The organism is Thermoactinospora rubra, assembly GCF_002093975.1.
In the GTDB taxonomy this organism is placed as follows: Bacteria; Actinomycetota; Actinomycetes; order Streptosporangiales; family Streptosporangiaceae; genus Nonomuraea; species Nonomuraea rubra_A.
Genome location: NZ_MSZZ01000010.1, coordinates 192,340 through 216,594, shown reverse-complemented (window position 1 = coordinate 216,594; position 24,255 = coordinate 192,340). Strand labels below are relative to the sequence as shown.

The window sequence follows — 24,255 nt, the reverse complement described above, 5'->3', positions numbered from 1 at the left end:
CGGCCGTGCCGCGACCGGCTCCGGGGTGGCACCTCCCGAGACGCCGGATCCGGGTGTGACGGGTGCTGGGACGTCGGATCCGGGTGTGACGGGTGCCGGGAGGCCGGGGTCGGGTGTGACGGGTGCCGGGAGGCCGGAGCCGTCGGCGGGGGCGTGGCGGCTCGGCGTCGGCCTGCTTCTCGCCGCGGCGCTCGCGGCGACCGGCGCGTGGGCCTTCCACCGCGTCTTCCCCGGCCCTGAGCTGCTGCGGGTGATCGCCCCGGCCGCGCTCGTGCCGGTCCTGGTGGCCGCGCTGGCCCGCAGACGCCCCCTGTGGCTGTCGCTGCTGCTCAACCTGGTGCTGTGGCTGGCGGCCACCGTCCCCCTCTACGGCGGCCTCGCCCCCGGCGTGGCCGCCGACCTGGTCAACGCCTGGCGTGCCCTCCTCACCACGCTCCTGCCCGCCCAGCCCGAGCCACGGCTGCTCGTCCTGGTCCACGCCCTGACGTGGGCGGCCTCGCTCACCGCCGCGGAGACGCTGACCCGCACCGCCGCGACCGCCGCCCCGGCCGTCCCGGCCGTGGTCCTGTATGGCGTGGCGCTCCCGCTCGGCGTGGACGGCGACGGCGCCACCCTGCCGCTGGCCGCCGCCCTCCTCGTCCTGATCGCCGCCCTCCTCCTCGTGCGCTCCGGCCGCCCCGCCGCCTGGCTCCTGGCGGGCCTGCCCGTCGCCGCGGTCGTCGCCCTCGTCGCGTACGGCCTGGCCCCGCTGCTGCCCGTGGCGGCCGAGCCGTACGACCCCAGAAAGGACGCCGAGCTGCCCCCGCCGCACCGCGTGAACAGCGTCAGCCCGCTGGACCGGGTCTCCGCCTGGCTGCAGATCCCCGACCGCCCGCTGTTCACCGTCCGCGCCGGCAAGCCGCTCAACTGGCGGCTGGCCGTCCTGGACCGGTACGACGGGGTGCGCTGGACCTCCAGCGCGCGCTTCCAGCCGACCGGCGGCCGGGTCCCGGCCGGGGAGTGGACCGGCAAGGCGGCGACCGTCCGCCAGACGATCACGATCGACGGCCTGCCCGGCGCCTGGCTGCCCGCGGCGGACCGGCCCGCCGAGGTGCGGGGCGTCGCCGGGCTGGGCGCCGACCCCGCCAGCGGCGCGCTGCTGGCCGCCGCCAAACCGGCCAAGGGCTCGTCGTACCAGGTCACCTCCCAGGTGCCCGAGCCGTCCAAGGCCGACCTGCTCGGCGCCGCCCCCGCCGACGAGCCCGCGCTGCTGGCCTTCCCGGCCGGGCCGCAGGAGAAGCTGTTCCGCGAGCTGGCCCAGGAGGCCACCAGGGGCGCGGACCTGCCGATCAGGCAGGCCTACCGGCTGCAGAAGTACCTGCGGGAGAACGCCGACTACGACGTCACCGCGCCGCCCGGGCACTCGCTGAAGAGCCTGGAGTTCTTCCTGGAGACCACCCACCGGGGCACCTCCGAGCAGTTCGCCTCGGCCTTCGCCCTCATGGCCAGGACGCTGGGGCTGCCCTCGCGCGTGGTCGTCGGCTTCCGGCCCGGCGACCTGCGCGACGGGGTCTACCACGTCAGGTCGGGGCACGTGGTGGCGTGGGCGGAGATCAAGTTCGAGGGGCTGGGCTGGCGGCCGTTCTACCCCACGCCCGGGCGCAGCGGCGCCAAGGACGACCACGAGGTGGTCTCCCAGGCGATCGAGGAGAGCGAGCAGCTGGAGGGGGAGTTCACCCAGGGGAGCGCCGACCGGCCGAAGGACACGCAGGGCGGGCGCGAGACCGCCGGGGAGCGGGAGGCCGCCGGGCCGCCCGGCTGGGTGCTCGGCGTGGCGGGCGCGGGCCTGCTGGCGGCGGGCTATGGGACGCTGGCCGTGGTGCTCCCGTGGTGGCGGCGCCGCCGTCGCCGCCGGGCCGCGGACCCGCAGGGACGGGTGCTGGGCGCGTGGCGGCAGACCTGTGACGACCTGGGGCTGCGCGAGGCCGCGCCGCTGACCGCCGCCGAGGTCGTGGCCCGGCATCCGTCCACCATTTCCCGCCACCTCCAGCCGTTGGCCGATATTTCGAACTTCGTCCGCTACGCCCCTGACGGCGTGGCCGAGCAGGCGGCGGAGGAGGCATGGCGCCACAGCGACGCCGTCCGCCACGCCGTACGCCGCACCACCCCCCTCCCCCTCCGGCTGCGGCGCCGCCTGCTGCTGAAATGAGACCATGAACCAGGCACGGATGGCCGCCCAGCTCCTGCACCGGCCGCCGGGGACGGGCGCCGGTGGGATCGTCCGCCACCTGCTGGCCGTCCAGGCCCAGGACCTCGCCGCCGCCCCGCTGGCCTTCCGCGCCCGCTCCGCGACCGTCACCCTGGGCGACGTCGAGGCGGCGGTCCAGGCCCGGGAGATCGTCCGCACGTGGGGGCCGCGCGGCACCCTCCACTACGTCCACCGCGACGACCTGCCGTGGCTCCTGGCGCTGACCGCCCGCCGCACCGGCACGCTCCGCCGCCTCGCCGAGGAGGGCGTGACCGGCGACGACCTGCCGGCCCTGATCGGGCGGGCCCTCCACGGCCAGGGCCCGCTGACCAAGGCCGAGCTGGAGGAACGGCTCGGCGGCCGGGCGCGCGGCCAGGGCGTGGTCCACCTGGTGGCGCTGGCCGCCGCCTGCGGGCTGGCCGTGCTCGGCCCGCCGAGGAACGGCAAGCCCACCTACGTCCACGCCGACGACTGGCTGGGCGGGCCGATCGCGTTCGAGCCCGATCGGGACCGTGCCCTGCGGGAGCTGGCCGTGCGCTACCGCCGCGCGCATGTCCCGGCCGGGCCGGAGGACCTCGCCGCCTGGTCCGGCCTCCCGCTCGGCCAGGCCCGTACGGCCTGGCGCGCCGCCCCCGCCCCCCGGCCCGCGCCGGATTCAGAAGGCACGGGTCGTCCCGCGGATCCCGGCGGACGGCACGCCCCAGAGGTGCCCGTACGGCTGCTGCCGTCCTTCGACGAGTACCTGCTCGGCTGGAAGAGCCGCGAGCCGTTCCTGCCCGCCGAGCACGTCCGCGCCGTCTTCCCGGGCGGCGGCATCCTGCGCCCCGTCGTCCTGGTCGACGGCGTCATCGGCGGCACCTGGGCCAGGCGCGGCGACGAGGTGACGGTCACCGCCTTCGCCGAGCTGGCCGGCCCCGCCCGGGACCACCTCGCCCGCGAGATCGCCGATGTCCGCCGTTTCCTGGGCCGGCACACGAGGCGGGAAGGAGACCCAGGACGAGGACACACGGAGCGGGAAGACCCCGGGCGGAAGACCCAGGGTGGGCAGACATGAGACGGGACGATCCAGCACGGGGAGCCGCAAGACAGGGAGACACGGGGCGGGCGGGCGCATGACGAGCAGGCGCGGCCCGGTCGCCGCCGGGCTCATGCTGGCGATGGCCCTGGCCGCCATCGACCAGACGATCGTGGCCACCGCCGTCCCCTCGATCGTCCGCGACCTGGGCTCCTTCTCCCTGTTCCCGTGGGTGATCGCCGGGTACATGCTGGCCCAGGCCGTCTGCACGCCCATCTACGGCCGCCTGGCCGACGTCTACGGCCGCAAGCCCATGCTGGCCACCGGCATGGCCGTCTTCCTGGTCGGCTCCCTGCTGGCGGCGGTGTCGGCGAGCATGCCGATGCTGATCGTGGCCCGCGTGGTCCAGGGCGTGGGCGCCGGGGCGATCCAGTCGATCGTCCAGGTGGTCGCCGCCGACCTGTACTCGCTGGAGGAACGCGGCCGGATCAGCGGCCTGCTGTCGTCGGTCTGGGGCGTGTCGGCGGTGGTGGGCCCGGCGGTGGGCGGCCTGCTGTCGGAGCTGGCCACCTGGCGGCTGATCTTCTGGATCAACCTGCCCGTCGGCGCCGCCGCCATCGCCGCGATCACGGTGTTCCTCGACGAGAAGGTGGACCGCCGTCCCGGGCGCGTGGACGTCCCCGGCGGGCTGCTGCTCGTGTCCGGCGTCGTGGCGGTCATGCTGGGCCTGCAGGAGGCGCTGTGGTGGCCGATCGCCGCCGGGGTGCCGCTGCTGGCGGGCTTCGCCTGGTGGGAGCGGCGGGCCGCCGAGCCCATGATCCCGCCGTGGGTGTGGCGCGACCGGGTGCTGCTCGGCTCCTTCCTCGGCAGCGCGATCGTCGGCATGGTGCTGGTCGGCCCCACCGTCTACCTGCCGACCTACGCCCAGGGCGTGCTGGGCGCGGGCGCGGTGGCCGCCGGGTTCGCGCTGGCCGTGCAGTCCGTCGGCTGGCCGCTCTCGGTGAACCTGGCCCCGCGGCTCTACATGCGGTACGGCTTCCGCGACACGGCGCTGGTCGGGCTCGCCCTGATCGCGGTCTCGGCGGTGCTGTTCGCGCTGATGACCGAGCGCTCGTCGCTGTGGTACGCCGGGACGTGCTCGTTCGTCAACGGCGCCGGGCTCGGCCTGCTGTCGATGTCCATGCTGGTCGGCGCGCAGAACACGGTCGGCTGGGACCGGCGCGGCGTGGTCACCGGGGGCGTGGTGTTCTTCCGCATCGCGGGCGGGGCGCTGGGCACCGCCGTCCTGGCCGGGGTGGCGAACCTGACGCTGGCGGCCCGGCTCGACGGGCGGGCGTCGGTCGACGAGGCGGCCCGGGCGCTGGAGCGCGGCGGCGCGGAGGTGGAGCAGGTACGGCTCGCGCTGGCCGGGGCGGTGCACAACGTCTTCCTGGCGATGCTGGTGCTGGCGGCGCTCGGCGTGGTCGCGGTCATGGTCGTCCCCCGGCGGACGCCGTTGGGGAAGTGAGCGGTCCGGTCAGTTCCGCCTCGGGACGGCGCCGCGGATGCACAGCGGGTCGGACCAGGCGACGGCGCTGCTTTCCGAGATCCTGAGCGGGACGCCGAGGACGAAGCAGTAGCCCATCTTCTCGCTCAGGCCCACGACCCGGGCCGTGGTGCTGCCCGACTCCAGGGTGGTGAGGGGCTGGCCGTCGGCGGGCTCGCGCTGGAGGACCAGGGGGTACTCGCGGGCGGCGGCCGGGAGCGCCCAGCGCAGGCTCACCACGCTGCCGTGGTCGGCCACCACGCGGAGCCGGCGGGGTTTGAGGGCGGCGAGGGTCTGCGGGTCGATCGTGGCCTCGGCCGCCGGGTCGCTTCGCGAGGGCCGGGCGGACTCGCCCGCGACCGGCAGCCGCGCCGGGGGTGAGTCGGGCCGGCGGACGATGAAGATCACCGCGGCGGCTCCCACGACGCCCGCCGCCGCGAGGGACGCGCCGACGACGAGCTTGAGGCGGCCGCTGGACGGGCCCGCCGAGCCGGGCGTCGCCCGCACCAGCCGCGAGGCACGCGGCGGAAGGGTGGGAGGCGCGGGCGTCACGGGCACGGGCGCGCCGAGCGGGTCGCCCGCCGCGGCGCGCGAGGCGCCGCTCGCCGGCGGCTGCCCACCACCGCCAGGCAGCGGCTCCGCTCCGCGGGGGGCATGCGCGCCGCGACCTGGCCAGGCGGCCTCGTCCGAGGCCCTGGTGCCCGGCACGTCCCTCACGCCGGGCATCGCCATCCGGTCTCCTGTGCTTCCCCAAGGCGACTGGGGAGAGGGGGCGGACGTTTCCGGGGGTGGAGAAGGGGCGGATGCCGCCTGGGCGGGCGAGGTAAGCGGCGGCGAGGTGCCCGGCGGCGAGGTGTCCGGCGCGCCGAAGGAGCCCGGCGGTGCTCCCGGTCGTCCCGGTGCCCCCGGCGCACCGGGGGCGGTGACCGGAGAGTCCGGGAAGGGAGTGGGCGAGCCCGGGGAAGCGATGGGGGTGGATGGGAAGGGGGCAGCCGAACCGGGAGAGGTGCCGGAAGTGGGTGGGGCGGGGGCGGCGGAGCCGGGAGAGGTGGTGGGAGCGGGTGAGGAGGGGGTGGTCGGGGGCTGGGAGACCTCCTTGCGCGGCACGGTGGCCGATCCCGGGCCGCGGTCGGCCGCGATCAGGTCGGTCACCGGCAGCCCCAGCTCCGCCTGCACCCGCTGCAGCCGCTGCGCGAACGCCCGCGCCGTGCCGTACCGCTCCCTCGGCTGCTTGGCCATCGCCCGCAGGATCGCCTCCGACGCCGCCGGCGGCACGTCGGGACGCCCGATCGGCGGCGGCTCGTTGCTGAGCACGCGGAACATCAGCGGCGCGATCGAGGAGTCGGTGGGGTCGTGGAAGGCGGGCCGCCCCGCCAGCAGGTGGTAGAGCGTCGACCCCAGCGAGTAGATGTCCGTCGAGGCGCTGTGCGGCTGCCCGCTGAGCACCTCGGGCGCCGCGTGCAGCGGCGTGAACGCCTGCGACGTGGCCGAGATCTCCGAGGAGTCCACGACCCGTGCGACGCCGAAGTCGGCGATGGCCGGCTCGCCGTACCGCGACACCAGGATGTTCTGCGGCTTGATGTCGCCGTGCAGCACCCCCGCCTCGTGGATCGCCGCCAGCGCCCCGGCCAGCTTCACCCCCGCGCGCAGCACGTCCGCGAGCGGCAGCGCCCCCTCCCGGCTGACCCGGTCGCGCAGCGAGCCGCCGTCGCAGTAGTCCATGGCGATGTACGGCTTGCCGGAGCGGGTCATGCCGGTGTCGAAGACCGTCACGACGTTCGGATGGCCCGTCAGCCGCCCCGCGAGCTGCAGCTCCCGCTGGAACCTGCGCATGGTCCGCTGGTCGACGCGGTCGACCGACAGCACCTTGAGCGCCACGATGCGGTCCAGGCGTTCCTGGTAGGCCCGGTACACCACGGCGAATCCGCCGCGGCCCGCCTCGTCGAGAACCCTGTACCCGGGCGCGTCGTCGGCTGGCTGCACTCCACGTCCCCCTGTGCCGGCCCCCTTGTCCCGGCTGAGTTTAGTGTGGGACTCAGGGGAAATGTGTTGCCAAAACCGGCACGATCATGAGCCATGCGCCGCCCAGCACCGAGGCGGCCGCCACCATCAGGAAGAAGAAGACGTAGCAGCCGCCGGGCAGGAGCGTCAGCCGGGCCAGCTGGTCGGCGTCGGAGTCGGGCGCCATGCGCCGCCGCCGCTTGCGCTGCAGCTCGACGATCGGCCGCACCCCGCCGAAGAGCAGGAACCACACCCCCAGGTGCGCGGCGAACTGCTGGCCCTGCTCGGGCAGGTACATCGACAGGGCGAACACCGCGCCGCCCGTGGCCAGGAGCACCAGCGCGCCGTACAGGTTGCGGATCAGCAGCAGCATGCAGAACAGGAACAGCAGGACCGCCCAGAACAGCAGCGTGACGCGCCCCTGCGCGGTGAGCCACGCGGCGGCCAGCCCCAGCAGCGAGGGCGCGAGATACCCGGCCAGTGCCGTGAGCACCATGCCGGGGCCGGTGGGCCTGCCCCGCGTGACGGTCACGCCGGAGGTGTCGGAGTGCAGCCTGATGCCCTCGAGCTTGCGCCGGGTCAGCAGCGCCATCAGCGCGTGCCCGCCCTCGTGGGCGATGGTGACCAGGCCGCGGGTGACCGCCCAGGTACGGCGGGAGCCGACGATGAGGAGGGCGGCCGCGGCGGAGGCGAACCCCACCCAGGGGTCAGGGTCCGGCTGGACCGCCGTCAGGTAGGCCCAAAGCTTGTCCATCGTGATTTGACCTTAGCGGGGTAGAGTCCCCCGCGTGGCACTAGAACATGATTCTGACGTTCCGGCCTGGTGGCGGGCGCTCGGTCTTCCCGGCCTGTTCGACATCCACACGCACTTCCTGCCGGAGCGGATGGAGCGCCGGGTGTGGCACCACTTCGCCCACGGCGGGCCGCTCATGGGCCACGGCTGGAAGGTGACCTACCAGTGGCCCGTCGAGGAGCGGGTGGCGCGCCTGCGCGACATGGGCGTGCGGCACTTCACGGCCCTGCCGTACGCCCACCGGCCCGACATGGCCGCCGACCTCAACTCGTGGGCGCTGGACTTCGCCCGCCGCACCCCCGAGTGCCTGCCGTCGGCCACGTTCTATCCGGAGCCGTCCGCGCCCGCCTACGTGCGGCGGGCCCTGGAGGCGGGGGCGCGGGTGTTCAAGGTCCACCTCCAGGTCGGCGGCTTCGACCCGCGCCTGCCCGAGCTCGACGGGATCTGGGGCCTGCTGGCCGAGGCCGGGATCCCGGTCGTGGTGCACGCCAGCTCGGTCCCCGTGCCCGGCGGGTGCGTCGGCGTCGAGCCGATCGGCGGCGTGCTCCGCCGCCACCCCCGGCTGCGCGTCGTCATCGCCCACCTCGGCATGCCCGAGTACGCCGAGTTCTTCGACCTGGCCCTGCGCTACGAGCGGGTGGCGCTCGACACCACGATGGCCTTCACCGACTTCGCCGAGCTCGGCATGCCGTTCCCGCAATCCCTGACGCCCGTCCTGCTTGACCTGGGCCTGGCGGGGAAGGTCGTGCTCGGCAGCGACTTCCCGAACATCCCCCATCCCTACGCCCACCAACTGGACGCGCTGGACCGGCTCGGCCTCGCAGACGCCTGGCTGCGGGCCGTGTGCTGGGACAACGGCGTGGCCATGGTCTGATAGGACCGTGAAAGACCGCGTGAAGGCGACACCGTGAAAGCGACACCGTGAAAGACCGCGACGTGGCGCTCGTGAGCGCCTTCTTCGAAGCGTTGAGCCGCGGGGACCTCGACGCCATGGCCGCCTGCTACCACCCGGAGGTGAGCTTCGCCGATCCGATCTTCCCGGAGGTGGAGGGCCGCGATCGCGTGATGGCCATGTGGACGTCGCAGCTGCGGGGCCGCGGCGAGTTCAAGGCCGGCTTCCACGAGGTGACCGGCGATGATCGCACCGCGACCGCCCGCTGGACCGCTCACTACACTTACAGGGGGACCGGCCGCGTCGTGGACAGCGAGATCGAGTCGTTCTTCCGCTTCGAGGACGGGCTGATCGTCGGGCATCGCGACGAGTTCGACTTCCGCCGCTGGTCACGCCGCGCCCTGGGCAGGCCGGTGGGGTTCGTCCTGGGCTGGATGCCGGGCTTTCGCAAGACCATCAGAGATCGCGCACGCCAGGCGTTGGAGGAGGTGGCATGGCACGGATGAGAGACTTCCTGCGCGGGAGCACGCTTCGGGCGGAGTCGCCCGAGGAGTCGATGGACCCCCGCGCGGAGGAGGCCGAGGAGGCTCCGCCGTACCGGCTGAGCGTCATCGACAACGCCCTCTACGTCAAAGGGCGGCGCGTCGCCACGCCCTCCTCGCTGGCCGACGCCTTCGAGATGCTGAAGAACACCCCCGACAGCATGGCCTGGATCGGGCTCTACCGGCCCAGGGAACGGGAGCTGGCCAAGCTCGCCGAGGAGTTCGACCTGCACGAGCTGGCTCTTGAGGACGCGATCGTCGGGCACCAGCGGCCCAAGGCCGACCGGTACGGCGACACGCTGTTCGTCGTGCTGCGCGCCGCGCGCTACGTCGACGAGAAGGAGGAGGTGGCCTTCGGCGAGGTCCACGTCTTCGTCGGCCCCAACTATGTGATCACGGTACGGCACGCGGAGTCCCCCGACCTGGGGGTGGTGCGCAGGCGCATGGAGTCCGACCCCGACCTGCTCGCCCAGGGGCCGCAGGCCGTGCTCTACGCCATCCTCGACGCGGTGGTCGACGGCTACGCCCCCGTCGTGGCCGGGCTGCAGAAGGACATCGACGAGATCGAGGCGCAGGTCTTCGGCGGCGACCCGAGCGTGTCCCGGCGCGTCTACGAGCTGTCGGGGGAGGTCATCGAGTTCCAGCGCGCCACCAGGCCGCTCGTGCCGATGATCGACGGGCTCATCGCCGGCGCCGACAAGTACGGACTGAACGAGGACCTGCGCAGCTACCTGCGGGACGTGAACGACCACGCCATCACGGTCTCCGAGCGCGTCGCGGCCTTCCGCCAGAACCTCCAGGACATCCTCCTGGTCAACTCGACCCTGGTCAGCCAGGCGCAGAACGAGGAGATCGCGAAGATGACGGAGGTCAGCATCCAGCAGAACGAGCAGGTCAAGAAGATCTCCTCGTGGGCGGCCATCCTCTTCGCGCCCACGCTCGTCGGCACCATCTACGGCATGAACTTCGACCACATGCCCGAGACGCACTGGGTGTGGGGCTATCCCTTCGCCCTGCTGCTCATGGCGGCGGTGTGCGTCGTCCTCTACTTCGTCTTCAAGAGCCGCGACTGGCTGTGAAGAACGCGCGCGACCGGCCCTCCGCCGGGGCGTCCTCGGCGTCGCGGCCTCGATCGCCGAGGACGCGAGGCCGTCCTTCCCACCGCCACCGCTTGGAGAGGCGGGGGATCATCTCCTCCGCGGAGCGGACGAGAACCGCGCGCGTCACCAGGGTTTCGAGCTGCTCAAGGTCGGTGCAGGAGGTGATGCGGGTTTTGAGATCCTCGGGGACATCCAGGTGGCGGGCCTTAAGGATGCGGAGGAGGAGCCGGGCAGCCTCCTCGGCCTTGCCGACTTCCACGCCGTGGCCGAAGTGCTCCTTGGCGAAGGGGCTGTAGACGGGCCATTCGGTCGCGTTCATGAACTCCTCCAGGATGCGCCGGAGGGGGAGTAGGTCATGCCGTCAGCTCGTCGATGGTCTCGATGGTCGCCGCACGCACGACCCAGGCTTCGAGCTGCTCAAGGTCGGTGCAGGCGATGATGCGGTTCCTGAGGTCCTCGGAGACATCCAGGCCGCGGGCCCTCAGGATGCGAAGGACGAGCCGTGCCGCCTCTTCGGTCTTGCCCTCGGCCTTGCCCTCGGCCTTGCCCTCCGCCTTGCCGACTTCCACGCCGTGGCCGAAGTGCTCCTTGGCGAAGGGGGTGTAGACGGGCCATTCGGTTGCGTTCATGAACTCCTCCAGGATGCGCTGGATCTCGGGCGCGGACGTGTTGTAAGCGTATTCAGGGTACTTCGGAGCGTGTTCGTTGTCCGCTCTATCGAGCCCCATCATGAACGCCTTCGCCACCGCGCGATCATGACCGTGTATGAGTACGGACATGAGAGCCAGCTGGGGGTGCGCGGCGGCGTAGCCGGCGTCGGTGATGGCGGGAATGTCGGCCGGTCCCAGGGCGCGGGCCTGGAAGCGGTAGCCGCTCAGGCCGGTCTCGACCGGCTGGGCGTAGTGGGCGGCCACAGCCTGGTCCTGGCAGACGACGAGGACCGTGACGTCGCACTGGAGCATGAGCCACTGAGCGGCGGCGTACCGGGCGAACTGGCGGGGGTCCTTCGACTTGTCACGCTGGACCTCCACGACGATGGAGTGCTGGGCGCCGCGTGGCTGCGGCCCCACGACCACGATCGCGTCGGGCTTGAGATCGTCGGAAGGACGGGTGTTGAGGGTCGCGTTCTCCAGGTTGACCGGCATGTGTTCCGGCAGCCCGGCGCCGAAGACATCGTTGAGGATCTCGACGGCCAGCCGGGGCTGGTGATGGAACAGCATCGTCACGAGATCATGAGGGAGGGTGGGCATGTCGCACACCGTAGCGGATCAACTACGGAGCTGCTACCGATTCGGCGGATAGGCGATCAGGTGGCCGCACATGCCCAGGCGCGGCACCGAAGGGGTCGCACTCACCGTTGCCGCGCGAAGGTGGGACACGTCCCCCCGGCGCAGGGCGGCCAGGTGGTCGCCGGTGGCCAGGGCCGCGGCCAGGGCGCCCGAGCGCCAGCGCTCCTCGAAGGCGTCGAGCCGGTCGGCCACGATGCGCGCCGCCGCCCGGTGGAAGTCGGCCAGCAGCTCGGGCGGGCCCTGCCGGAGGCGGTGGAAGCCCTCGACCGCCAGGTCCCTGCGCCGCCGCGCCGCCTCCTCGTCGGGGGCGCCGGCGGCCTCGCCGTACCGGACCGGATCGGCCAGGACGTCCGGCGGGAAGGTGAAGACGGCGTCGCCCGCCTCGGGCAGGCCGCTGTTCTGCATGACCACCACGATCCGCAGCCCGCCGTCGTTGACGAGGCGGTGGATCGTGCCGGGGGTGAACGTGACGACCGAGCCGGGGGAGAGCGGGGTCTCGGCGTACCCGGACCAGGTGAGCGTCTGGACCGCGCCCGAACCCTCCACCACGACGTAGGTCTCGGCGCACGCCAGGTGCATGTGGGGCGAGCCGCCGCAGCGCCCGTCGGCGGCGAGCCAGTCGTAGACGCGCAGGTCGGAGATGCCGACCGCGCCCGCGTGGGTCACCTGGCCGCCTCCTCCAGCCGCTCACGGGACCAGGCGCCGTCGGCGACCACCAGGCGGTACCGCAGGTCCATGGTGGCGCCCGGCGCGAGCCGTACCTCCTCGAAGAAGGCGAAGGAGGGGTTGACGGCGGCGAACGGCTCGCTGCGGACGAACCACACCTGGCCGGGCTCGGAGACGAACAGCAGGGTCGAGGCGGCGTCGACCTCGTCGTGCGTGCCGACGAAGGCCAGCCACGGAGCCTGGCGGCCCATCATATCGGGCCCGCCGGGGGAGAGGACCCGGCCGCCGGTGAAGGCGCGCGGGCCGCGCCAGAACAGGCCGGTGTACCCGGCCATCGGGCGGCCGTTGGTGGTGGGGCTGCCGAAGACCAGTTCCTCGCCCCGGACGTTGGTCAGCGAGGTGGCGAAGTCGAGCCTCCAGTGGTCGTCGGCGACCGAGACGCCGATGGCGCGGGTCTCGTCGATCCAGTGCTCGCCCGCCTGGGTGTGCCAGGTGAGCCGCTCCACGCCCTCCGACGCCCACTCCTCGTGCCGCATCGTGCCGTTGTTGGGCAGGTCCACGTACTCCCGCTCGGGGTCGACATAGGTGCCGCCGCCCCAGAAGTTCTCGCCCGACACCCAGGAGGCGGTGAACTGCAGGCCCTTGTGCCAGCGGTGGTCATGGGGCCGGTAGCAAGTCACGATATTTCCGGCCAAAGTGCGCATGGGGTGGAAGTACGGCTTCGGCGCCTCGAAGACGGGCATGTCCGGGCGGTAGACGTACCGGAACAGCTCGACCCCGCCCGCCTCGCAGACCAGCTCCGTGCCGGTGTCCTTCAGGGTGCTCATGTCGATCTCCAATAGGGCGTCGTGGGCGCTCACAGCGAGTGGCCGCCATTCATGCTCCGGTAGAAGGGGTGGCCGGGGGTCAGCTCGGCGCGCAGGACGGGCCGGCCGGTGAAGGCGGCGGCGTACAGCCCGGCGGCGAGCTCCAGCGTGGAGCGGGCCTGGGCGCCGCTCACCGGGGGCCGCTCGCCGCGCTCGAAGGCGTCGAGCAGGACGGCGAGCTGGGCGTGGTGGCCGCTGGGCCGGTCCTCGCCCGGCTGCCAGAGCTCGGAGGTGGAGCTCCAGTGCTCGTTGGCGTAGCCGTACAGGTGCCTGAGCTCGACCGTCGCCTCCTCGTAGTCGAAGCGCAGGTAGCTCTCCTCGCGGCGGGACAGCAGGCTGTTGGTGACGCTCGCCATCGCGCCGTTGGCGAAGCGCACGATCGCCATCGAGACGTCCTCGGTCTCGGTGTCGCGGGCCAGCCGCCCGGCCATCGCGCGGACCTCCTCCCACTCGCCGAAGATCGACAGCAGCAGGTCGAACTGGTGGATGCCGTGTCCCATGGTCGGCCCGCCGCCCTCGGTGGTCCACCTGGCCCGCCAGGGGACGGCGAAGTACTCCGGCGCCCGGTACCAGGCCGTCACGCACTGCGCCACCAGCGGCCGGCCCAGCTTCCCCGCGGCCTGCAGCGAGCGCAGGTGCTCGGCGCCGGAGCCGAAGCGGTGCTGGAAGACCACCGAGCAGTACGGCCCGGCCGCTCCCTCCGCCGCCGCGATCTCGTCGAACTCGGCCAGCGACAGGCACAGCGGCTTCTCGCACCACACCCACGCGCCGGCCTCCAGGCACCGGATCACCTGCCGGGCGTGGAGGAAGGGAGGAGTGCAGACGTGGACGAGGTCGGGACGCTCGGCCGCGAGCATCTCCTCCAGCGAGGTGTGGGCGGCCGGGATGCCGTGCTCGGCGCAGAAGGCCCTGACCTTGTCCCCGTCCACGTCGACGGCGGCGACCACCTGGGCGCGGTGGGCCTCGGCCTGCAGGGCGGGCATGTGGCAGCCACCGGCGATGCCGCCGGCCCCGACGACCGCTACGCGGATCATGCGTTCTCCTCGGAAGTTGGTAAGCGCTTTCCCGCAGTGTCCCACCGTACGGCCAAAGCCCGCCTTCGCACCAGGGGCCGGGCCGGGTTCAGTGCCGGCCGGGGATCACGATCGTGGTGAGCGAGCGCGGCGGGAGGTCGGCGGTCAGCGCGGCCCCGTGCCCGCGGAGGATGTCGGCCCGCTCCAGCGACCGCGTGGTGTCGGTCACGTAGGCGGTCGCCCTCCTGCCGTGGCCGGGGACCTCGGCCTGGACGGCGGTGGCCGCGGTGTTGATGATCTCGATGACCCGGCTGCCGTCGGGGTTGCGGAACGCCGTGACCTTGAGCGCCGGATCGGCCGAGGCGGCCTCGACCCGGACGGCTCCCGGGCGGATGAACCGGCTGTAGGCGGCGAAGGCCCACAGCCGCTTGGAGACCCGGTAGGTCTTGTTGACCTCGTCGATCTGGAGGAAGGCGCGGGTGGCGCCGCGGGAGGCGCCGAACCAGGAGACGTAGGCGCTCACGTTGCCCAGGGCGAAGGAGTCGTGGATGTGGTTGGCCATCCACCAGCCGTCGTAGCCGCTGCCGTCGTCCCAGTTCTCGTTCCAGGTGTTGCCGTTGGGCGTCATCTCCGACATCCAGGTCGGCCGGTCCGTCGGCAGCGGGCTGTCGATCGGGCTGGCGTAGGTGTGCCCGGTGTGCACCTTGACCAGCCTGCGGGCCTCGGGGTCGGCCTCGATGGCGGCGGTGTAGGCCTTGGCCTCGGTCCAGCCGAAGGAGTCGCAGCAGACGAGCTTGACGCCCTCCTTCCCGGCCATCGGTCCGATGATCTTGATGAACTCCACGGCCTGCTCGGGGGTGAAGCGCATGGAGGCGTAGGTGGCGGTGTAGTCGGGCTCGTTGGTGAACCCCAGGTCGGTGATCTTGATGCCCTCGCGCCGGTAGAAGCGGGTGTAATCGATGAGGTAGCGGGCGTAGGCACGCCGCCAGTCGCCGCCGGCGCAGCTGGTGCCGCTCAGCCCGCACAGCGTGCCGCCGCCCGAGTCGGTCCCGTTGTCCTTCATGTAGCCGGGGGCGCTCCAGGCGTCGAAGAAGAACCGGTCGACGCCGTAGCGCTCCTTGGCGATCTTGGCCAGCCACACCTGGGCGTTGTCCTGGCCGTCCCATACGTACTTCGGCGGCGCGTCGGGCCCGCCGGGGTCCTCGGGCTGGATGGAGACCATCTGGTCGTACGGCGCGCCGGCCGGGGAGGAGCCGATCCCGAAGCGCAGGATGCTGGCCCCGGCGCCCTTGTCGCGGCTCAGCCACAGGTCGAGGATCTCCTGCTGTTGCCGCTCCGGCAGCGCCAGCACCAGTTCGTTGCGGCGGAACGGCTGGGCGAACCCCAGCCCGTCGATCCGCCGCAGGATCTTGCCGTAGTCGACGGTGACGGTGGCCGAGGCGGCTTGGGCGGGCGCCGCCAGGAGCGGTAACGCCAGAACGCCGGCGAGGAGCACCACTCGGGACCGGGTCATGACACGGGCCTCCGAAACTTTTCGATATATTGCCGAGATGTTTCGAGACCATGACCGTAGATGCTCCGGCGGAGACCGTCAACGGTGCGGGGATGCCGTCACGGCCGGGGGGCCGCCGTGCTGTCCCGCACGATGAGCGAGGTGGCCAGCTCGACCCGGCGCGTCTCCAGCGGCTCCCCCCGCGACATCGCCAGCACCATCCGGGCGGCCAGCGCGGCCATCTCCTGCAGGGGCTGCCGCACGGTCGTCAGGGGCGGCCAGGCCGAGCGCGCCAGCGGGATGTCGTCGAAACCCACCACGCTGAGGTTCTCCGGCACACGCAGCCCGCGCTGGCGCGCCGCCTCGAAGACGCCGAAGGCCTGCAGGTCGCTGCCGGCGAAGATGGCGGTGGGCGGCTCGGGCAGCGACAGCAGGTCGTGGGCGCGGTCGTGGCCGGAGCCGACGAGGAAGTCGCCGTAGTGGATCAGGGCCGGGTCCACCGGGATCCCGGCGGTCTCCAGCGCCGCCCGGTAGCCGTCGATGCGGGCCCTGCTGCACAGCATGTCGGGCGGCCCGCCGATCATGCCGATCCGGCGGTGCCCCAGCTCCAGCAGGTGGCGGGTGGCGGCCAGCCCGCCGTGCCAGTTGGTGGCGCCCACCGAGGCCACGTCGGGGGCGGGCTCGCCCTCCGGGTCGACCACCACGAAGGGGATCGAGCGGGCGTTCAGGTGACCGTACTGGCTGGCCGACAGCCGCGAGCTGACGATGATCACGCCGTCGGTGCGGCGCGCGGCCACCCGGTCGAACCAGTCGCGCCCCGGGCCGGCGTGGGTGTGCATCACCGAGATGACGATCCCCGCCCCGACCTCGCGCGTGGCGCTTTCGGCCCCGCGGATGAGCTCCATGGCCCAGGGGCTCTCCAGCTCGGTGAAGACCAGGTCGATCAGGCCGACCGGGCCGTCGCCCAGCGTGGTGCGCCGGGTGTAGCCGTGCTTGAGCAGCAGCCGCTCCACCTTGCGGCGGGTCTCGGGGGCCACCTCGGGGCGGCCGTTGATGACCTTGGAGACCGTGGGCACGGAGACCCCGGCCTCCTGGGCGATGAGCGCGATCGTCACGCGCTTCCTCGCGGGCGTGGAGCTCGGCATGGGGGAAGTCTAGCCGAAACTTTTCGGATCCTCTGGCGGCGCCGCGTAGGACGCGATTTGGTTGCGCTCCCAACGAAGCCATTGACGCGTGACGTGGAGATTTCCTATTCTCCGGGTCACGAAACATTCGGGGATAGGTCCGAAACTTTCAGACCCCACTCCGAGAAGGGACCCCCCATGCAGAGTCGACGAAGTGTCGTGGCGTTCGCGGCCGCCGCCCTCCTCCTGGGGGCCTGCGGCACAGGAGGAGGCGGCCAGGGCCAGGCGGGCCAGTCCAGCGCGCCGGCCGGCCCCAAGAAGGTGACCTTCGAGTTCTGGAACCTGGCCACGAGCGAACCGGGCAAGAGCTTCTGGGCGAACACGATCGCCGCGTACCAGAAGATGCACCCCAACGTCACCATCAAGAACGTCGCCATCGAGAACGACTCCTATAAGCCCAAGCTTGCCACCACCGTCCAGTCGGGCAAGGCCCCCGACGTCTACCAGCACTGGGGTGGCGGCGTGCTCAAGCAGCACGTCGACGCCGGGCTGGTGCGTGACTTGACCGCCGACGTGGGCGACCTGATCCCGAACCTCACGACCGCCGCGTTGACCGCCTATCAGTTCGACGGCAAGACCTGGGGCCTGCCCGCCGACATCGGCATGGTGGGCTTCTGGTACAACAAGGCGCTGTTCGAGAAGGCCGGCATCCAGCAGCCGCCCGCCACGTGGACCGAGTTCATCGACGCGGTGAAGAAGCTCAAGGCGGCCGGCGTCACCCCGATCGCGCTGGCCGGCAAGGCCAAGTGGCCGGGCCACTACTACTGGTCCTACCTCGCCATGCGGATCGCGGGCGTGCCGGGGCTCCAGCAGGCCGCGGACAACGCCGACTTCACCGGCCCCGACTTCGTCGCCGCCAGCCAGCGGCTCAAGGAGCTGGCCGACCTGCAGCCCTTCCAGAAGGGCTTCCAGGGCGCCGACTACTCCACGCCCGACGGCCAGGCGGCCACCATGGGCAACGGCAAGGCCGCCATGGAGCTGATGGGCCAGTGGGCGCCCAGCGTCCAGAAGGACTCCTCCAAGAAGGGGCTCGGCGACGACCTCGGCTTCTTCACCTTCCCGGTCGTGGAGGGCGGCAAGGGCGCGGCCACCGACGCGTTCGGCGGCGGCGGCGGGTTCTCCCTCGGCAAGGACGCCCCGCAGGAGGCGCTCGACTTCCTGAAGTTCGCGCTGGGCCCGGAGAACCACCGGAAGATGGTCCAGGTCGGCGCCGCGCTGCCGGTGTACAAGGGCGAGGAGGAGGCCGTGGCCGACCCGCTGCTCAAGCAGGTCGCCCAGACCGTCGCCCAGGCGACCGCCTTCCAGCTCTACCTCGACCAGGCCTACCCGCCCGCGGTCGGCCAGCAGGTCAACGACAGCGTGGCGGAGCTGATCAACGGCACCAAGACGCCGCAGGAGGTCGTCCAGGACATCACCGAGACGGCGAAGTCCGAGATGGAGTAGCCGGGACGTGACGAAGACCTTCACAGGGCCGGACGCCCGCCGTCCGGCCCTCCCCGCCTCGCCGAGCCGCCGCCGGCGCCGCCCGGCGGCCCCGCGAGGCCGCTTCCTGACGGCGTTCGCGTTCGTGCTGCCCGCGCTGGTGCTGTTCGTCCTGCTGGTGTTGGCTCCCATCCTGATCGCGGCCTACCTCAGCCTGTACCGGTGGAACGGTGTCGGGCCGCCCACGAACTTCATCGGGCTGGACAACTACCTCCGCGCCTTCCGGCACCAGATCTTCCTCGGCGACCTGCGCAACCTGCTCATTATCGTGGCGCTGTCCCTGCTGGTGCAGCTGCCGATCTCGCTCGGGCTCGCGCTGCTCCTCAACCGGAAGATCCGCGGCCGGGCCTTCTACCGCGTGATGTTCTTCGCGCCGTACGTGATCTCCGAGGCGATCACGGCAGTGCTGTTCTCGCTGATCCTGTCGCCTGAGTCGGGCATGGCCAACCAGCTGCTCTCCGCCTTCGGGATGGAGGGGTGGCCCTGGCTGTCGGACCCGGACACCGTGATGATCTCGCTGTTCCTCGTGATCACGTGGAAGTACTTCGGCTTCCACATGATCATCTACATGGCCGGGCTGCAGGGCATCCCCAAGGAGCTCACCGAGGCCGCCAGCATCGACGGAGCCAACCCGTGGAACGTGTTCCGCCACGTCACGCTGCCGCTGCTCGCGCCCACGATCCGGATCAGCGTGTTCCTGTCGGTGATCGGCGCCATCCAGCTGTTCGACCTGGTCTGGATCCTCACCGGCGGCGGCCCCTCGCACGCCTCGGAGACTCTCGCCGTGACGATGTACGACTACGGCTTCCGCCGCACCCAGATCGGTTACGCCAGCGCGATCAGCGTGCTGATGTTCCTGCTGGCCCTCGTCTTCGCGCTGGGCTACCAGCGGACCGTCATGCGCCGGGACGTCCAGGGCGCGCTGACCACGATGGGAGGAGGCCGATGATCCGCAGGCTCCGCACCGTCCCGACCCACGTGCTCATCTGGATCGCCGGGATCTTCGTCGTCCTGCCCCTGGCGTACGCCGTGCTGGGCGGGTTCAAGGACACCGGCCAGCTGTCGGTCAACCCGTTCGGGCTGCCCGCGCCGTGGGTGCCGGAGAACTACACCGACATCCTGGCCGCCGGTTCGTTCTACCGGCAGCTGTGGAACAGCGTCGTCATCGCGGTCCTCACCACGCTGCTGACGGTCGCGCTGTCGGCGCTGGCCGCCTTCGCCTTCGCCAGGTTCGCCTTTCGCGGCAGGGAGCTGCTGTTCACGCTGTTCACGGTCGGGCTGCTGTTCCCGTTCGCGGTGGCGATCCTGCCGCTGTTCATCCTGCTGCGGAACTACGGCCTGCTGGACAACCCGCTGGGAGTGATCCTGCCGCAGGCGGCCTACGGCCTTCCCTTGACGATCGTCATCCTGCGCGGGTTCTTCCGCGAGATCCCTCGAGAGGTGGAAGAGGCCGCGATCATCGACGGCTGCAGCCCGTTCGGCTTCTTCTGGCGGGTGCTGCTGCCGATGGCCAGACCGGCGCTCGCCACGGTGTCGGTGCTGGCGATCGTGGCGAGCTGGAACAACTTCTTCCTTCCCCTGGTGGTCTTCAACGACCCCGGCCTGTGGACGCTGCCGCTCGGCGTCCAGCAGTTCCAGGGGGAGTACAGCTCGGACACGGCCAAGATCCTGGCCTACGTGGTCATCTCCTTGATCCCGGCCCTGGCCTTCTACGCCGTCGCCGAGCGGCAGCTGATCAGCGGGCTCACCGCAGGCGCTACGAAAGGGTGAACATGCTGCACGTGTCCGGAACCCGCCTCATCACAGCCGACGGCACCCCGGTCCGGCTGCGCGGGGTGGGCCTCGGGGGCTGGATGAACATGGAGAACTTCATCACCGGCTACCCCGCCAACGAGTCTGCGATGCGCGAGGCCGTCCAGGAGGTCCTGGGCGAGGACCGCGCCGAGCTCTTCTTCGACCGGCTGCTGACCTCGTTCTTCGGACCGCAGGACGCCGCGCTGCTCGCCGAGCTCGGCATGAACTGCGTGCGCATCCCGGTCAACTACCGCCACTTCGAGTCCGACGCCCGCCCCTTCGAGATCATCGAGCGCGGCTTCCGCCATCTGGACCGCGTCATCGACCTGCTCGGCCGGCACGGCATCTACAGCGTGATCGACCTGCACGCCGTGCCGGGGGCGCAGAACCAGCACTGGCACTCCGACAACCCCACCCACGTCGCCTCCTTCTGGCGGCACCGGCACTTCCAGGACCGCGTCGTCGCCCTGTGGGAGGCCATGGCCGACCGCTACAAGGACAACCCCTGGGTGGCCGGCTACAACCCGATCAACGAGCCCGGCGACCCGACCGGCAAGGTGGTCGGGCCCTTCTACGACCGGCTGGTCAAGGCGGTGCGCGCCGCCGACCCCCACCACGTGCTGTTCCTGGACGGCAACACCTACTCCACCGACTTCTCGGTCTTCCGCGAGGTGTACGAGAACACCGTCTTCGTCTGCCACGACTACGCGCTGGCCGGGTTCGCGCACGGCGGGCCGTACCCGGGCTACACGCGCGGGGAGTGGGTCGACCGCGGGCAGCTGGAGCGGACCTTCGCCAAGCGGACCCGCTTCCAGCGGGAGACCGGCACGCCGCTGTGGGTGGGCGAGTTCGGGCCGGTCTACACCGGCGACCCCGAGGTCGACGAGCAGCGCTACCAGATCCTGCGCGACCAGCTGGAGATCTACGACGAGCACGAGGCCGGCTGGTCGCTGTGGACCTACAAGGACGTCGGGCTGCAGGGGCTGCTGGTGGCGGGCGGGCCGTACATGGAGCGGTTCGGCGGCTTCGTCGCCAAGAAGCGCAGGCTCGGGGCCGACCGGTGGGGCTCGACGATGGAGGAGACCGCCGACGTGCTGCGCCCGCTGCACGAGCTGATCGAGACCGAGTTCCCCGGCTGGGACCCCTACCCGTGGGGCGCCCGCTATCAGACCGACGACCTGATCAGGCACATCCTCATCGCCCAGGCGCTGCTGCCGGAGTACGCCGAGCTGTTCCGCGGCCTGGACGACGAGGAGCTGATCGCGCTGGCCGACTCCTTTGCGTTCGAGTCCTGCGCGCGCCGCGAGCCTCTCATCGACCTGCTTCGCGCGAACCTCCGCTGAGCACACCCTCCTTGGAGAACCCCCCGATGCGTGCCCTCGTCGCCCTCCTGGCGCTGTGCGCCTCCTTACTGGTGGCGCCCTTGGTGGGGGCGCCGCCCGCCGCGGCGGCGCCGACCGTGATCGCCGCCTACGACTTCGAGGACGGGACCACCCAGGGGTGGGCCGCCCGGGGCTCGGGCGTCACCGTCGCCGTGACCGCCGACGCCGCGCACGGCGGCGCCTCCAGCCTCGCGGTGCGGGGCCGGACGGCCACCTGGCACGGCGCGTCGATCACCCCGCCCTTCGAGAAGGGCGTCACCTACACCGTGACCGGCTGGGTGAGGGCACTGCCCGGGCAGCCGTCCTCCACCGTCGCGCTCACCGTGGAGCGCACCCCGGCCGGCGGGTCGGCTGTCTACGAGCGCGTCGCGGCGGCGACGGTCACCGACGCGGCCTGGGTGGAGCTGACCGGCACCTACCTGTACTCCGAGGACTCCACGCTGAACCTGTACGTCGAGAGCTCCGGCGCGGCGGTCGAGTTCCTCGTCGACGACGTCGTGATCGCCTCCGACTCCGACCCCACCCAGTCCGGCCTGGTCACCGACTTCGAGAGCGGCAGCACGCAGGGCTGGTCGCCGCGCGCGTCCGCTGCGCTCGCGGCCACGGCCGGGGCCGCCCGTTCCGGCTCCTACGGCCTGGCCGTCACGGGCCGGCAGGCGTCCTGGGACGGCGCCTCGCGCTCGGTCCTCGGCAAGATGGCGCTGGGGTCGAAGTACGAGCTGTCGGTCTGGGTGCGCACCGCCCAGGGCGGCAACCTGGGCCTGTCGATCGAGCGCCGCTCCGGCGGGACGCCCACCTACCAGCAGGTCGTCGCGCCCAAGGCCGTTCCCGCGGGGGAGTGGGTGCGGCTGCGCGCCACCTACACCCTCGCCCACGAGGCCGACTTCCTGGCCGTCTACGTCGAGTCCGACACCGGGACCTTCGACTACGACCTGGACGACTTCTCGCTGACCTACATCCCGCCCAAGCCCATCCAGACCGACATCCCCTCGCTGAAGGACGTGCTGCCCTTCACCGTGGGCACCGCCGTCAACCGGACCGTCACGCTGGGCGAGCACGGCAAGCTGGTCACCAAGCACTACGAAAGCGTCACCCCGGGCAACGCGCTGAAGTGGGACGCCACCGAGCCGGCCGAAGGGCAGTTCCGCTTCGAGGACGGCGACTACCTGGTGGACTGGGCGCTGGACCGCGGGCTGCGGTTCCGCGGGCACACGCTGGTCTGGCACAGCCAGGTGCCCGACTGGGTGTTCGAGGACGCCGAGGGCGGCCAGGCCGACAAGGCCACGCTGCTGCGGCGGCTGGAGAACCATATCAGGGCGGTCATGGGCCGCTACAAGGGCAAGATCGGCACCTGGGACGTGGTCAACGAGGTCATCGACGAGAACCAACCCGACGGCCTGCGCCGCTCGCCGTGGTTCCAGATCGCCGGCCTGGACTACATCAGGACCGCCTTCCGCGTCGCCCGCGAGGTCGACCCGCAGGCCAAGCTGGTCATCAACGACTACAACACCGAGTACCCGCGCAAGCGCGAGGCGCTGTACAAGGTGGTCAGGCAGCTGCTCGCCGAGGGCGTGCCGATCGACGCCGTCGGCCACCAGCTCCACGTCAACATCGAGCAGGCCCCGGCCTCCTTCATCGAGGACACCATCGAGCGCTTCGCCACGCTCGGCGTCGACCAGCAGGTGACCGAGCTGGACGTGAGCGTCTACACCGACTTCGTCAGCTCCTACCCCGAGGTGCCGCAGGAGGTGCTCGTCGAGCAGGGCCACCGCTACAAGGAGATCTTCGACGTCTTCCGCCGCCAGGCCGGGCGCCTGTCGTCGGTGACGATCTGGGGCGTGGCCGACGACGAGACCTGGCTGTCCAACTTCCCGATCAACCGGCTCAACCCGCCGCTGCCGTTCGACGACGAGCTGCAGGCCAAGCCCGCCTACTGGGGCATCGTGGACCCGAGCCGGCTGCCGCCGCCGGTCAGGAAGCTGATCGCGCCGGAAGGCGCGATCAGGGTGGACGGCAGGCGGGACCTGGAGTGGGACAAGCTCCCCGACGCCCCGCTGGCCAGGGTCGGCGACGTCTCGGCGGGCCTGCAGGCCCGCACCCGCGACGGCGGCCTCGTCCTGCTGGCCGAGGTGACCGACCGGACCTTCAGTTCCGGCGACTCGGTGACCTTCACCGCGGGCGGCCGGACCAAGACCGTCAAGCGCACCGCCTCCGGGGTCGGCAGGACCCCGGACGGGTACCGGGTCGAGGCCGAGATGCCGGCGGACAGTCCGGAGGGCAGCGACGTCACCGTCAAGGTCGAGGACTCCGCGGGCGGCGAGACCTCGTGGACCGGCAGGCTGACGGCCGTGCCCGCGGTCAAGCTCGCCAAGGCCGCCCGCGGCGCCCCGGCGATCGACGGCGTCGTGGACCGCGTCTGGGCCAGAGGCCAGGAGATCAGGACCGCCACGCAGATCGCCGGGAGTGGCGGCGCCACCGCCCGGGTCCGCGCGCTCTGGCAGCCCGGCACGCTGTACGTGCTGGCCCAGGTCACCGACCCCGAGCTGAGCGAGCAGTCGCCCAACGCCTGGGAGCAGGACTCGGTGGAGATCTTCGTCGACCCGGAGAACAACAAGACCAAGGGCTACGACGATGACGACGGCCAGTACCGGATCAGCTTCACCGGCAGGCAGACCGTCGGCGGCACCTTCGACGCCTTCGCCGTGCGCGACAACCTGACCAGTGCGGCCAAGGTGGTCGACGGCGGCTACGTGATCGAGGCGGCGATCGAGCTGCCGACCGTCACGCTGGCCGACGGGACCCTGCTCGGCTTCGACGTCCAGGTCAACGACGCCACCGGCGCGAGCCGTACCGCCGCCGTGACCTGGAACGACCCGACCGGGCAGTCCTACCTGAACACCTCGCGGTGGGGAGTGCTGAGGCTGTCGCGTTGAACCGGTCATCCCGGGGTGCCACCCCGCCCTCGGCGTATGCCGGGGTGTACGCCGAGGGC

At 71.9% G+C, this 24,255-nt stretch carries 20 protein-coding genes; 11 read left to right on the top strand and 9 right to left on the bottom strand.

Annotated elements, in window-relative coordinates:
- Positions 1 to 115 precede the first annotated feature (115 nt).
- From BSB02_RS19600 to BSB02_RS19590, 3 genes are read left to right on the top strand one after another with little or no spacing between them, the layout of a single operon-like run.
- Complete coding sequence (locus BSB02_RS19600; RefSeq protein ID WP_084960452.1) at positions 116 to 2,188, top strand: transglutaminase TgpA family protein; 2,073 nt, start codon at positions 116 to 118, stop codon at positions 2,186 to 2,188.
- Between the two features lie 4 nt (positions 2,189 to 2,192).
- Entirely contained in the window at positions 2,193 to 3,281 is a 1,089-nt protein-coding gene (locus BSB02_RS19595; protein WP_084960451.1) for a winged helix DNA-binding domain-containing protein, read from the top strand.
- A 58-nt stretch (positions 3,282 to 3,339) separates the two neighbouring features.
- The gene (locus tag BSB02_RS19590) at positions 3,340 to 4,749 is read left to right on the top strand and encodes an MFS transporter (protein WP_084960450.1); all 1,410 of its coding nucleotides are present in this window, start codon (positions 3,340 to 3,342) and stop codon (positions 4,747 to 4,749) included.
- Positions 4,750 to 4,758: 9 nt separating this feature from the next.
- Here BSB02_RS19590 and BSB02_RS19585 read toward each other — a convergent pair whose 3' ends face one another.
- A complete protein-coding gene (locus BSB02_RS19585) occupies positions 4,759 to 6,750 on the bottom strand; it encodes a serine/threonine-protein kinase (RefSeq protein WP_084960449.1) in 1,992 nt (663 codons plus the stop codon).
- Positions 6,751 to 6,802: 52 nt separating this feature from the next.
- A complete protein-coding gene (locus tag BSB02_RS19580; protein ID WP_084960448.1) occupies positions 6,803 to 7,522 on the bottom strand; it encodes a M50 family metallopeptidase in 720 nt (239 codons plus the stop codon).
- 34 nt (positions 7,523 to 7,556) lie between these two features.
- On the opposite strand from BSB02_RS19580, the gene BSB02_RS19575 reads away from it, so the two are divergent.
- The 3 genes from BSB02_RS19575 to BSB02_RS19565 are packed head-to-tail and all read left to right on the top strand — an operon-like array spanning position 7,557 to position 10,074.
- Complete coding sequence (locus BSB02_RS19575) at positions 7,557 to 8,435, top strand: amidohydrolase family protein (protein ID WP_084960447.1); 879 nt, start codon at positions 7,557 to 7,559, stop codon at positions 8,433 to 8,435.
- Between the two features lie 47 nt (positions 8,436 to 8,482).
- Positions 8,483 to 8,959, top strand: coding sequence for a nuclear transport factor 2 family protein (locus BSB02_RS19570; RefSeq protein WP_084960446.1), 477 nt, complete (start codon positions 8,483 to 8,485; stop codon positions 8,957 to 8,959).
- Positions 8,947 to 10,074 carry a magnesium and cobalt transport protein CorA gene (locus tag BSB02_RS19565; RefSeq protein ID WP_084960445.1) on the top strand — a complete coding sequence of 376 codons (1,128 nt, stop codon included), beginning with the start codon at positions 8,947 to 8,949 and terminating at the stop codon, positions 10,072 to 10,074. The genes BSB02_RS19570 and BSB02_RS19565 overlap by 13 nt, the downstream gene beginning before the upstream one ends.
- Here the strand turns inward: BSB02_RS19565 and BSB02_RS19560 are convergent.
- From BSB02_RS19560 to BSB02_RS19530, 7 genes are all read right to left on the bottom strand, one after another.
- Positions 10,052 to 10,414 (bottom strand): hypothetical protein, encoded by a 363-nt coding sequence (locus BSB02_RS19560; protein WP_084960444.1) that lies wholly within the window; start codon positions 10,412 to 10,414, stop codon positions 10,052 to 10,054. The two genes, BSB02_RS19565 and BSB02_RS19560, sit on opposite strands and share 23 nt — an antisense overlap.
- Positions 10,415 to 10,448: 34 nt before the next feature.
- A complete protein-coding gene (locus tag BSB02_RS19555) occupies positions 10,449 to 11,345 on the bottom strand; it encodes a DUF4351 domain-containing protein (RefSeq protein ID WP_240506520.1) in 897 nt (298 codons plus the stop codon).
- Positions 11,346 to 11,378: 33 nt separating this feature from the next.
- Positions 11,379 to 12,050, bottom strand: coding sequence for a cupin domain-containing protein (locus BSB02_RS19550; protein WP_240506519.1), 672 nt, complete (start codon positions 12,048 to 12,050; stop codon positions 11,379 to 11,381).
- Positions 12,047 to 12,877: a DUF6807 domain-containing protein gene (locus BSB02_RS19545; RefSeq protein ID WP_084960588.1), complete on the bottom strand. Its 831-nt coding sequence runs from the start codon at positions 12,875 to 12,877 to the stop codon at positions 12,047 to 12,049. The genes BSB02_RS19550 and BSB02_RS19545 overlap by 4 nt, the downstream gene beginning before the upstream one ends.
- Before the next feature lie 29 nt (positions 12,878 to 12,906).
- Positions 12,907 to 13,950, bottom strand: a complete 1,044-nt coding sequence (locus BSB02_RS19540; RefSeq protein WP_084960443.1) for a Gfo/Idh/MocA family protein — start codon at positions 13,948 to 13,950, stop codon at positions 12,907 to 12,909.
- 88 nt (positions 13,951 to 14,038) lie between these two features.
- Positions 14,039 to 15,442: a glycoside hydrolase family 30 protein gene (locus BSB02_RS19535; protein WP_084960442.1), complete on the bottom strand. Its 1,404-nt coding sequence runs from the start codon at positions 15,440 to 15,442 to the stop codon at positions 14,039 to 14,041.
- Positions 15,443 to 15,540: 98 nt separating this feature from the next.
- Positions 15,541 to 16,566: a LacI family DNA-binding transcriptional regulator gene (locus BSB02_RS19530; RefSeq protein WP_084960441.1), complete on the bottom strand. Its 1,026-nt coding sequence runs from the start codon at positions 16,564 to 16,566 to the stop codon at positions 15,541 to 15,543.
- Between the two features lie 177 nt (positions 16,567 to 16,743).
- On the opposite strand from BSB02_RS19530, the gene BSB02_RS19525 reads away from it, so the two are divergent.
- Genes BSB02_RS19525 through BSB02_RS19505 form a run of 5 tightly spaced genes read left to right on the top strand, consistent with a single transcriptional unit; the run spans position 16,744 to position 24,196 of the window.
- Positions 16,744 to 18,048 carry an extracellular solute-binding protein gene (locus tag BSB02_RS19525; protein ID WP_084960440.1) on the top strand — a complete coding sequence of 435 codons (1,305 nt, stop codon included), beginning with the start codon at positions 16,744 to 16,746 and terminating at the stop codon, positions 18,046 to 18,048.
- Positions 18,049 to 18,055: 7 nt separating this feature from the next.
- On the top strand, positions 18,056 to 19,036 hold the full coding sequence (locus BSB02_RS19520) for a carbohydrate ABC transporter permease (protein WP_084960439.1): 981 nt from the start codon (positions 18,056 to 18,058) through the stop codon (positions 19,034 to 19,036).
- The gene (locus tag BSB02_RS19515; RefSeq protein ID WP_084960438.1) at positions 19,033 to 19,857 is read left to right on the top strand and encodes a carbohydrate ABC transporter permease; all 825 of its coding nucleotides are present in this window, start codon (positions 19,033 to 19,035) and stop codon (positions 19,855 to 19,857) included. The genes BSB02_RS19520 and BSB02_RS19515 overlap by 4 nt, the downstream gene beginning before the upstream one ends.
- A 2-nt stretch (positions 19,858 to 19,859) precedes the next feature.
- Positions 19,860 to 21,224: a glycoside hydrolase family 5 protein gene (locus BSB02_RS19510; protein ID WP_084960437.1), complete on the top strand. Its 1,365-nt coding sequence runs from the start codon at positions 19,860 to 19,862 to the stop codon at positions 21,222 to 21,224.
- A 26-nt stretch (positions 21,225 to 21,250) separates the two neighbouring features.
- A complete protein-coding gene (locus tag BSB02_RS19505; protein ID WP_084960436.1) occupies positions 21,251 to 24,196 on the top strand; it encodes an endo-1,4-beta-xylanase in 2,946 nt (981 codons plus the stop codon).
- Positions 24,197 to 24,255: the final 59 nt, after the last annotated feature.